Source organism: Candidatus Margulisiibacteriota bacterium (assembly GCA_028715625.1).
Lineage (GTDB): Bacteria > Margulisbacteria > Riflemargulisbacteria > GWF2-35-9 > GWF2-35-9 > JAQURL01.
The window spans coordinates 1-9,826 of record JAQURL010000084.1; the positions used below are offsets into that span (position 1 = coordinate 1).

The 9,826-nt window shown below is 39.3% G+C and carries 7 protein-coding genes; 1 reads left to right on the top strand and 6 read right to left on the bottom strand.

Annotated features, from left to right (window positions below):
• The first annotated feature begins 165 nt into the window (after window positions 1-165).
• Window positions 166-390 (top strand): YrbL family protein, encoded by a 225-nt coding sequence (locus PHV30_10900; protein MDD5457522.1) that lies wholly within the window; start codon window positions 166-168, stop codon window positions 388-390.
• Here PHV30_10900 and PHV30_10905 read toward each other — a convergent pair.
• The 6 genes from PHV30_10905 to pyrG form a co-directional block, all read right to left on the bottom strand.
• Window positions 387-857: a hypothetical protein gene (locus PHV30_10905; GenBank protein MDD5457523.1), complete on the bottom strand. Its 471-nt coding sequence runs from the start codon at window positions 855-857 to the stop codon at window positions 387-389. The genes PHV30_10900 and PHV30_10905 overlap by 4 nt on opposite strands.
• A gap of 94 nt (window positions 858-951) precedes the next feature.
• Window positions 952-3,378, bottom strand: coding sequence for a methyl-accepting chemotaxis protein (locus tag PHV30_10910; protein MDD5457524.1), 2,427 nt, complete (start codon window positions 3,376-3,378; stop codon window positions 952-954).
• Between the two features lie 144 nt (window positions 3,379-3,522).
• A complete protein-coding gene (panC, locus tag PHV30_10915) occupies window positions 3,523-4,368 on the bottom strand; it encodes a pantoate--beta-alanine ligase (GenBank protein ID MDD5457525.1) in 846 nt (281 codons plus the stop codon).
• Window positions 4,369-4,484: 116 nt separating this feature from the next.
• A complete protein-coding gene (topA, locus tag PHV30_10920) occupies window positions 4,485-6,683 on the bottom strand; it encodes a type I DNA topoisomerase (GenBank protein MDD5457526.1) in 2,199 nt (732 codons plus the stop codon).
• Window position 6,684: 1 nt separating this feature from the next.
• Window positions 6,685-8,469: a DNA mismatch repair endonuclease MutL gene (gene mutL / locus PHV30_10925; GenBank protein ID MDD5457527.1), complete on the bottom strand. Its 1,785-nt coding sequence runs from the start codon at window positions 8,467-8,469 to the stop codon at window positions 6,685-6,687.
• Window positions 8,462-9,826, bottom strand: a 1,365-nt coding sequence (pyrG, locus tag PHV30_10930; GenBank protein MDD5457528.1) for a CTP synthase (glutamine hydrolyzing), incomplete at its 5' end; no start/stop codon positions are given. The genes mutL and pyrG, both read right to left, overlap by 8 nt.

Consider the following 9,826-nt stretch of genomic DNA (forward strand, 5'->3'; position numbering starts at 1 on the left):
TTAAAATTCTTTATAATATGCTTTAGAGGATACGAAACTTATAAAATTCCTTTTCTCTACGCTTAGCGACGAGTATTCGAGGAGCTTTAGCGGAGGCTGTCACGCCGTAACGTAAGGTTCGCGCATATTTATCAAACAGGTACATATAAAGGCAGAAGCGCATCTTTGTCCGAACTTGTTACCGACGAAAACTGTCAAATATCCGATATTCAGCCCGAGAATATTCTGGTGCAGCAGCTTGCTGACGGCCGATTGTATCCTAAACTAATGGATTACAAACGACTTGGAGCTAAAACCTATCCTACGCAATTCTGGCTGCATTGGAGTTCAAATCTTCTGGCAAAAAAATTAGAACGAAAATTTCAGCGTCTAAGAGACAATTTTTCCTAAATATAATCTTTATACTTGTGATAAATAAAGGTCCCTATGATACCCAGGATATAAAACAAAATCAAGATCATGGAGAGCAAAATGTTCGCAATATTCAGGCCCTGATAGTTTATATGGATCAGGTTCGATAAAATAAAATACATCAATAGAATAAAGGCGCAAAGACGGCTCTTTTTTTGTAATCCGGCCAGGAATATTATTGAGACAAAAATGTCCATAATATAAAGTTTGGGCAGCATAGATTCCTGATTTTCAAAAAAATTATAAATAATATATGCTACTACTCCCAGATTATAAAAAACTCCGGCCAAAAAAGAGTATTTTATCCACTTTACAGCCAGTTCCACATGATGTTTGAATGTTTCACGAATATTATTAATTTCTTTAATAAGTATTGATTTTGGAATACTCTTTTCAGGCGACTCTTCGATGAAAGCCAGGAGTTGTTTAAGATTAAATTCAGCCATGAACATAATCATAACATTTATCGCAGGTGAAATAAACAACAAAAAACCCGCATTTAAGCGGGTTTTTGATAGCTGCAATTAATTACAGATTAAACTAAACTTTAAAAAAATTCACCTGTTTCTGCAACTGATCAACCTTATTCAGGAGTGCGTCAGCTGCTGTCGCGATTTCGGTACTTACAGCAGTCATATGCTCGGAAGTAGCGGTTACTTCTTCTGCCACAGACAGATTGTTTGTGGAAACCTCAGCCACTGACTTGATTGTCTCATAAATTTCTTCAGAACTGTTTTTAATAATTCTGGAGTCTTTTTTATTGGTTTCCATAAAGGTGTGAATTTTCCTGGTAGTTTCGGATACTTCCACTGTGCTGGCATTAACTTCCTGTGTTGAAGCGGAAATATTTTGTATCTGATCCGTACTCTTGGTAACCGCGTCATTTATCTGCTCTAATGCTTCCTTGGCATTATTGGACATGGCTACAACTTTTTCTACTTCATCCGTACCATGCTGCATCGAACTGACGGTTTTGTTGGTATTTTCCTGAATTGCTTTAACCAAAACAGAAATTTCCTTGGTTGCGTCTATGGACCTTTCAGCAAGTTTTCTTACTTCGTCAGCAACAACCGCGAAGCCTTTGCCGTGTTCCCCTGCCCTGGCTGCTTCTATGGCCGCATTAAGGGCAAGCAAATTGGTTTGGTCCGCTATTTCATCTATAACAGTGATTATCTTGTCAATTTTTGCCGATTGCTCACCCAGATTACTAATATCCCCGGCAATCTCCTTAACGGTTTTATAAACAGAATCAATCGATTTTAAAACATTTTCTACAGTGCCTCGGCCAGTTTCCGATGTTTCCACCATTTGCGCAGAAGAACTGTTCAGGATAGATGCTTCTTTAGCGATATTCTCTATAGCATTTGTTATTTCATCCATCAGAGTTACGCTATTTTTAATTGCTTCCGAGTTATTCTGGACTGATGACTCGTTGGCGTTGACCTTTTCGCGCATTTCACTTAGAAGGTCATTAACCTGGTTTATTTTTTCGTTCTGCTGGGAAGCTCCAAAGGATACATTGGAAATAGCGTCAGCGACTTCAGTAAGAGACTGATTGGTTTGATTCGCATTTATAGCTACTTTCCCTGCGCTTTCTTTAACTTCAACAGTAAAATTTATAATCCCGGCTATCATTTCGCGTAATTTATCCAGTATCTTATTAGTGATACAAGCCAGTTGATTGAGTTCGGTGCCGGCCATGACTTTATAAACCTGACACTCCGCGCAATCTTTAAATTTCCCATTTAGAATCGCCGGGCATAAAATAACATTGCCAAATTTTGGAGCATAACTGCCCACATTATAAAAACAGATATGCTTGTCATCATGATATTCAGGACAATCCGGTTTGTTACAATTACGAATATCCCAACAATTAACCTGAGGCACCTCAATTCTTGCTTTAAGATCACCGGTATTTGCTCTGGACATAACGTCGTTGAACTTTTCAATTTCTTTAGTCATTAATTTGTTGATCACAGAGAGAAAGATGTAAAGAGCGACTATGCTTAACAAAATTATAACAATAAGGACCTTTTCCATTTGTTTTACTTTTTGATAGATAAAATCCTTTTTCATATCCAGCGCTACCGCGCCTACGGCCATTACCGATCCGTCAAAATTATTTAGAGGAAATAAAGTTATATAATAATTTCTAACTTTATAACTGAACCGCTGGGCCTGACCTTTATCAAGTTTGGCCAGATTTACCAGGTTTAACAAATTCTCGTCTGTGAACTGTACCAATTTGTATCCGTTAAGCTCAGGTTTTGTGACCATTTTCACTTTTGTAGCATCCAGGATATTCATGAACTGGTCCAAACCGAACAAACCGAATTTTACATCGGAATCTTTAAACATGGGTTCGATAATATTAATAAGTTCGGTATTTTCTTCAACAGATCCCAAATATTCTCCATTAGAAATAATGGGCACAATTCCTCTTATGGAAATACCGGCTTTACCAATCTCAAGACCTGTTACCGACTGTCTTGAACCTTCTATTTTTACTACTGTTTTTCTGGTTTTGCTAAGGTCATCTCCACCCTCATCTTTATCTCCCGATTGAGTCCAGGTACGCAAAAAACTGGTTGCGGGTTTACGTGTGAAATGCACTTTTATCTGCTTTGTTCCAAGATTCTGGGCGATCCTGTCGTGTATGGGGGTAAACGCTTCGCGCAATTTTATACGACCTTCACCGGGATCACTTATAGCATAGATATCAGCCAAACCGGGAATTTCAGCAAAAGCGCTTGCTGTTCTTAAATTAGCTTTAGCGGCTGTATTTATCTGATCATAGAGCTGGTTAATAATCGCATCGGCATGTTGTCCCAACTTTTTGGACATTATTACTCCCAGATAGCTATTTAATGTAATATAAACGATAAGGGTTATTACCAAAAATAACGCCATAGTCGGATAGGTGAATTTCTGTTTTATATTCAATTTCTGAAAAAATTTGTCCATTTTGCTTAACCCCCAGAATCTGTTTTAACCAACACGATATAATTGCGACAACTCATGACAAACGAAAATGTTACAACAATTTATATATCTTTATATACTGTATATAATTCCTACTCCGGTAGTCAAGATTAAACGAAATTTTCTCTAAATTATAATATTATCTATCAAACGCAGATTTTTAAAAAAAACAGCGGCCGCAATAACAGTTTTATTTTTTTTATATTTTTTAATCGGCTTAAGCCCCAAATCATAAATTTCCAAATACTGAAGTTTAAAAAATTCTGATTTTCTCGATAAAAAATTAATATAGTCAGCAGTCAGCTTTTTTATATTTATTTCCATATCGTTTTGAAGCTGCTCCTGTATATATAAAAGGCCGGAGTAAACACTGCCGGCCAGCTGTTTTTCCGTGGTGCTCAAATAGCTATTTCTGGAACTCATAGCCAAGCCGTTTTTCTCGCGAACTGTGGGCATACCTATTATCCGAACATCCAGATTAAAATCATTTACCATCTTTTTTATGATTATATATTGCTGATAATCTTTAAGCCCCAAATATGCTTTATTCGGTTTTATTATATTAAAAAGCTTTAAAACAACTGTGGCAACACCGTCAAAATGTCCAGGGCGGAATTGCCCGCAGAGTTTGCCGGCAAGCCTTTCCTCAACATGTACTATGGTAGAAAGTTTTTCAGGATACATGTCTTTATCACCGGGATAAAAAAGAAAATCCACTTTTTCCGCCTGCAGTAACTTTTTATCCCTATCAAGGTCTCTAGGATATTTCTGTAAATCTTCCCTGGGCCCGAATTGCAAAGGGTTCACATAAATACTTGCAATTGTTATATCATTTTCTTTCCTTGATTGTCTGATCAGGGAGAGATGCCCCTCGTGCAGATAGCCCATGGTCGGGATAAAACCAATGCTACAGGAATGTAAACTTTTTATATAAATAGACTGAAAATCGTCCGGGCTGAAAATAACCCTCATACTTTAAAACTTGGTCCTGGCTATGAGCCACAAAATAATGGCCAGAAATACTGAAAGCACTTTCAACCCGAGGTTTTGTCTGATGTACTTGTTAAATAGTTCTTTGATTCTGGTTATCATTTAATGTCCTCTTTTTTCCAAACCGCATAATCACAATTAGGATATTTATTGCATCCGAAAAAAGGTTTACCGCGTTTGGTCCTTTTTTCTATTATATCTCCGCCACATTTGGGACAACCGGCTGCTTTTATAACACTTGACTGTCTTTTGGTATATTTGCATTCAGGATAATTGGAACAGGCTATGAACTTGCCGAACCTGCCCTGTTTATAAATCAGCGGTTTACCACAGTCCGGGCAATCCTCGCCTGTTTTTTCTACTTCCTGAGTTTCATTTTTCGACTGATCAAGGCTGCGGGTGTACCTGCATTCAGGAAAGTTGGAACAGGAATAAAATTTGCCGAACTTACTCATTTTAATAGTTAGCTGACCGCCGCAGGAAGGACATTTCTCATCCGTTTCTTCAGCGTATTTTTTAGCGTTTTTGTAGGTAAAGTCCAGCTTCTTGGAGAAAGGATCATAGAACTTGCTGACAATATCAATCCAGTTTTTCTGGCCAACAGCCACGTCATCAAATTCCTCTTCAATATTGGCGGTAAATTTGTAATCCACAATATCACTGAAATATTCCATTAAAAATTTATTAACAATAAAAGCCAGTTCAGTCGGTTTTAAATATTTTTTTTCTTTTTCAATATATCCCCTGTTAATAACCGTGGAAATAGTGGGGGCATAGGTTGACGGCCGTCCGATACCTTCGCTCTCCAGCTTTTTAACCAGGGAAGCTTCCGTATAACGTGCAGGCGGTTTGGTATAATTCTGTATCGAGTTTAAATCCAGCAAAACAGCCTTTTCACCCTCTTTTAAAGAAGGCAGCAGGGCCTCATCGTCTTCTTCGGGCTCTTCGTCAGTATCTTCAATATAAAGTTTCATGAAACCGTCAAATTTTATAACTTTCCCAGATGCTAAAAATTCCAGGTTCTGGTTCTGTTCCAGCAGTAACCTGACTTCTGTATTTTCTATCTGCGCTTCAGGCATCTGGGTGGCAACTGTTCTTTTCCAGATCAGTGAGTATAACTTCAGCTGCGCGGGTGTGAGCACATCCTTTACGTCTTCGGGTGTAACAAAAATGTTAACGGGACGAATGGCTTCGTGAGCTTCCTGAGCACCTTTGGACTTGGTCTTATACTTTCTGGGAGCGGAAATTTCATAATCCTTACCAAAGTTCTTCAAAATATAATCTTTTATCTGTGCTAATGATTCATCAGCCAGATTGAGAGAATCGGTTCGCATATAGGTTATCAGACCGATACGGCCCTGCTCCAAGTCCACACCTTCATACAGCTGCTGGGCTAAAGACATGGTGTGCGCTACAGCGAAACCGAACTTGCGATGAGCTTCCTGCTGCAAGGTAGAAGTAGTAAAAGGCGCGGCCGGAGACTTTTTGCTAAGCTTTTTATCAACCGCTTTGATAAGAAGCATGGTATCAGCCGGGATTTTACTGTTTATCTGAATAAAATCATCCTTGGTTTTGGTTTCCAACGTCTCAATATTGCCGAAACCATCAGTAAGAATTGCCTTAACAGTATCGATATCGGTTAACTTTACTTTTTTATTTTTGTATTTATCAAGCAATATAGGAAATACCTTATTCTTATTATATTGAGCTGTTCCTTTAACCTTCCAGTATTCTTCAGGTTTGAAATTTCTGATCTCTTCTTCTCGTTCCACCACAAAACGAACAGCAACAGATTGCACTCTGCCGGCGCTCAGCCCTTTCTGAACTTTTTTCCAGAGCAGAGGTGAGAGTTTATAACCGACTAACCTGTCGATAATACGGCGAGCCTGCTGAGCATCTACCAGCTGATCGTCAATTTTTCTGGGATTTTTTATGGATTTCAGTATGGCGTCTTTGGTAATTTCATGAAAAACAATACGTTCGTAATCGTCGTTCTTTAATTTTAATTCATGCAATATATGCCAGGCAATGGCTTCACCTTCGCGGTCTTCGTCGGTGGCCAGCCATACTTTGTCGGATTCTTTGGCTATTTTTTTTAGTTCGGTTACTGTCTTCTGTTTGTCTTTGGATACGATATATGTCGGTTTAAAATCATGTTCAATGTCTACACCCAGATCGTTTTTGGGCAAATCTACCACATGCCCCATAGAAGCTCTTACCGTATAGGAATTATCCAGATATTTGGATATTGTTTTGGCTTTTGCCGGGGACTCTACTATTACCAAATTTTTTGTCATTTTATCTCCTCATGAACCATTGTTCGATTTCATTCTTCTGCCAGGTCTTAACAATCGGTCTGCCATGCGGACAGCTCAGGTTGTTGTCGGTCTTCAGCCAGTCTTTGATCAACTGTACTCTTTCAGCAGGTGTTAAATAGTCACCTGCTTTTATCGCGCTTTTGCAGGCTATCTGCATAAGCATGAGATTATACCTTTTATTTTCATCTTTATCATTATTTTCCGCAAGTATGTCCTGCAAAATGTTTTTTAAAGACTTGTGTGCCAGAAAATGCGGCACGGCCCTGATAATGTATGTGCCTTTTCCAAACTCCTCAATTTTAAAACCGCACTCATGCAACAATAACTTATTTTCCTCAAAACGGGATTGTTCCATAGGGTCCAGAAACACGGTTTCCGGTAAAAGCAGCTCCTGGCTCATGACTTTCATTGTCTTGTCTTTCAGCTTTTCATAAAGAAAACGTTCATGCGCTATATGCTGATCAATCATATATAATTGTTCATCATACCAGAAAACCAGATAGGTCTTGAGAAATTGCAAAACTTCCAGCTGATCCCTGTTAGGCGCAGCGTCATCGGCGTTATCGCCTTCAATAAATTTTTTCAGAATATTGTAAGTTTGGTCCGAATTTTGCATTTCATTTTGTTGCTGTTCAGTACCGAAAAGTTTTTCCATATCAATTCTGGTCATGGGTTTCTGATACATATCCTTTTTCAGATAAGTATGTGGTGAAACGACAATTTTGTTATCATCGTGTTGACCGTCCAGCGGCAGCGAAGTATAGGAATTGTCGGTCAGACCCTTTTCAAAAACTTCCTTGATGGCATTGAATACTGCTCTGTATACGGCGTTTTCCTGAGCGAATTTAACTTCCAGCTTGGCCGGATGAACATTAATGTCTACTTCAGAAGGATCTACCTCTATATGCAAATAACAATACGGGTAACGTTGAGGAGGAAAGATATAAGAAGTGGCGCTACGCAAAGCTTTCATCACCAGATCGCTGTTTACAACTCTTTTATTCACAAAAACAAACTGTTTGTCCCTGTCGATCCTGGTGCAGGACGGTATGGAAATATATCCGGTAATTTTAATATCATTGACCAGATAAGAAATTTTTTTCATGGTTTTAAAAACATCATAAGCAAATACTTCTGAAACCACTTCATCCTGACGGTTATCACCGCTCGTACCAAATACTTTTTTCTGCTCATTGAACAGCTGAAAAGAAATTTGCGGATAAATAAGGGCCAGCGATGAAATGAACTTTAAAATATGCTGGAACTCGGTACGGTCAGCTTTAAGGTACTTTAATCTGGCCGGCACATTATAAAACAAATCTTTAACAATAATAAATGTGCCGTCCGCCAGAGGTAATTTGTTTTTGGCGATTCTTTGTCCGCCTTCGATAATGATCTCGGTACCTTCCTTGTCTTCCGCGCGCTTTGTTTGTAAAGTAAACTTTGAAACTGAAGCGATACTGGGGATTGCTTCACCGCGAAAACCCATGGAGGTAAGGAACGGCAAGTCTTCCACATTATCGATTTTAGATGTGGCATGGCGAATAAAAGCCAGATCAGCGTCTGCTTCATCCATGCCTGTGCCGTCATCAATTACTCTGATATAGGTTTTGCCACCGTTTTGTAGTTCTACACGGATACTTCTCGCCTCAGCGTCCAGAGCGTTCTCAACCAGCTCCTTAACAACCGAATATGGTCTTCCGACCACTTCTCCGGCGGCAATTTTATTAACCGTGTCCTGGTCAAGGACTTTTATTTTACCCATTTTTACCAAGCATTATAGCGGCTTTGATAAAGCCTTCAAATAACGGATGCGGAGCTGCAGGTCTGCTTTTGAACTCCGGATGGTACTGGGTCGCGATAAAATAGGGATGGTCAGGTATCTCGATAACTTCCACCAACCTGTCGTCGGGCGATGTGCCGGAAAGCACAAAACCTTTGGACTCAAATTCATCCCTGAAAGTATTATTAAATTCGTAACGATGACGATGTCTTTCATAAACTACTTCTTTGTCATAAAGTTTACGCAATAATGTATCCTTCTTGATTTTGCAGGGATAAAGGCCTAACCTCATTGTGCCGCCCTTTTCAGAAACGTATTTCTGGTCAGGCATCAGGTCAATCACAGGATATTTGGTGTTTTCATCAAACTCACTGCTGTTAGCTTTGTGCAAACCGAGAATATTTCTCGCAAATTCTATAACAGCTGTCTGCATGCCCAAACATAATCCCAAATAGGGAATTTTATGTTCTCTGGCATATTGAATAGCCCTGATTTTACCCTCTACTCCACGCACACCGAAACCACCGGGTACCACTATTCCCGATACATCGCTGAACAGTTCTTTCAGTTCCTCTTTAGTCTTCTTTTCCAGGGCTTCACTGTCTATCCATTTGATCTCGGCTTTATAATCATGACTGGTGCTGGCGTGATGGATAGATTCAACCACGGAAATATAAGAATCACCAAGACCCACGTATTTGCCGACAATAGCTATGGTTATCGATTCTTTAGCATGGTACATTTTGTTAACCAGCGCTTCCCACATGGTCAGATCGCGCTCTTTGGTTTCCAGATTCAGATAATTTATGACTATGTTATCCAGGTTTTCTTTGGCTACATTCAGCGGCACTTCATAAATTGACTTAACGTTCTTTAACTCTATAACCGCTTCTTTTTCCACATCGCAGAACAAAGATACTTTTTCTTTGATATTATCGTTCAGGCTTTTTTCTGTCCTCAATACTATTATGTCGGGATGGATACCTATGCTTCTTAATTCCTTTACACTGTGCTGAGTAGGTTTGGTCTTAAATTCCTCTGATGATTTGAGATATGGGACCAGTGTTACATGAATATGCAGGGAATTAAAACGTCCCAGCTCTTTTCTGTACTGACGAATGGCTTCCAGAAAGGGCAAGGACTCAATGTCGCCCACCGTACCGCCGATCTCCACTATAATTACATCCCAACTGCCGTCAGCCGACACTCTGCGCATCCGGTCTTTAATTTCATTGGTTATGTGAGGAATAACCTGCACTGTACCTCCCAGGTAATCTCCTCTTCTTTCCTTTTGGATAACAGTGTTATAGATCATACCGGAAGTAACATTATTGATTTT

Bases quoted from the DNA above. Each gene is read 5' to 3' on its own strand.
- mutL (MDD5457527.1), bottom strand. From the start codon at position 8,469: ATGGGTAAAATAAAAGTCCTTGACCAGGACACGGTTAATAAAATTGCC.
- PHV30_10910 (MDD5457524.1), bottom strand. From the start codon at position 3,378: ATGGACAAATTTTTTCAGAAATTGAATATAAAACAGAAATTCACCTAT.
- PHV30_10905 (MDD5457523.1), bottom strand. From the start codon at position 857: ATGGCTGAATTTAATCTTAAACAACTCCTGGCTTTCATCGAAGAGTCG.
- panC (MDD5457525.1), bottom strand. From the start codon at position 4,368: ATGAGGGTTATTTTCAGCCCGGACGATTTTCAGTCTATTTATATAAAA.
- topA (MDD5457526.1), bottom strand. From the start codon at position 6,683: ATGACAAAAAATTTGGTAATAGTAGAGTCCCCGGCAAAAGCCAAAACA.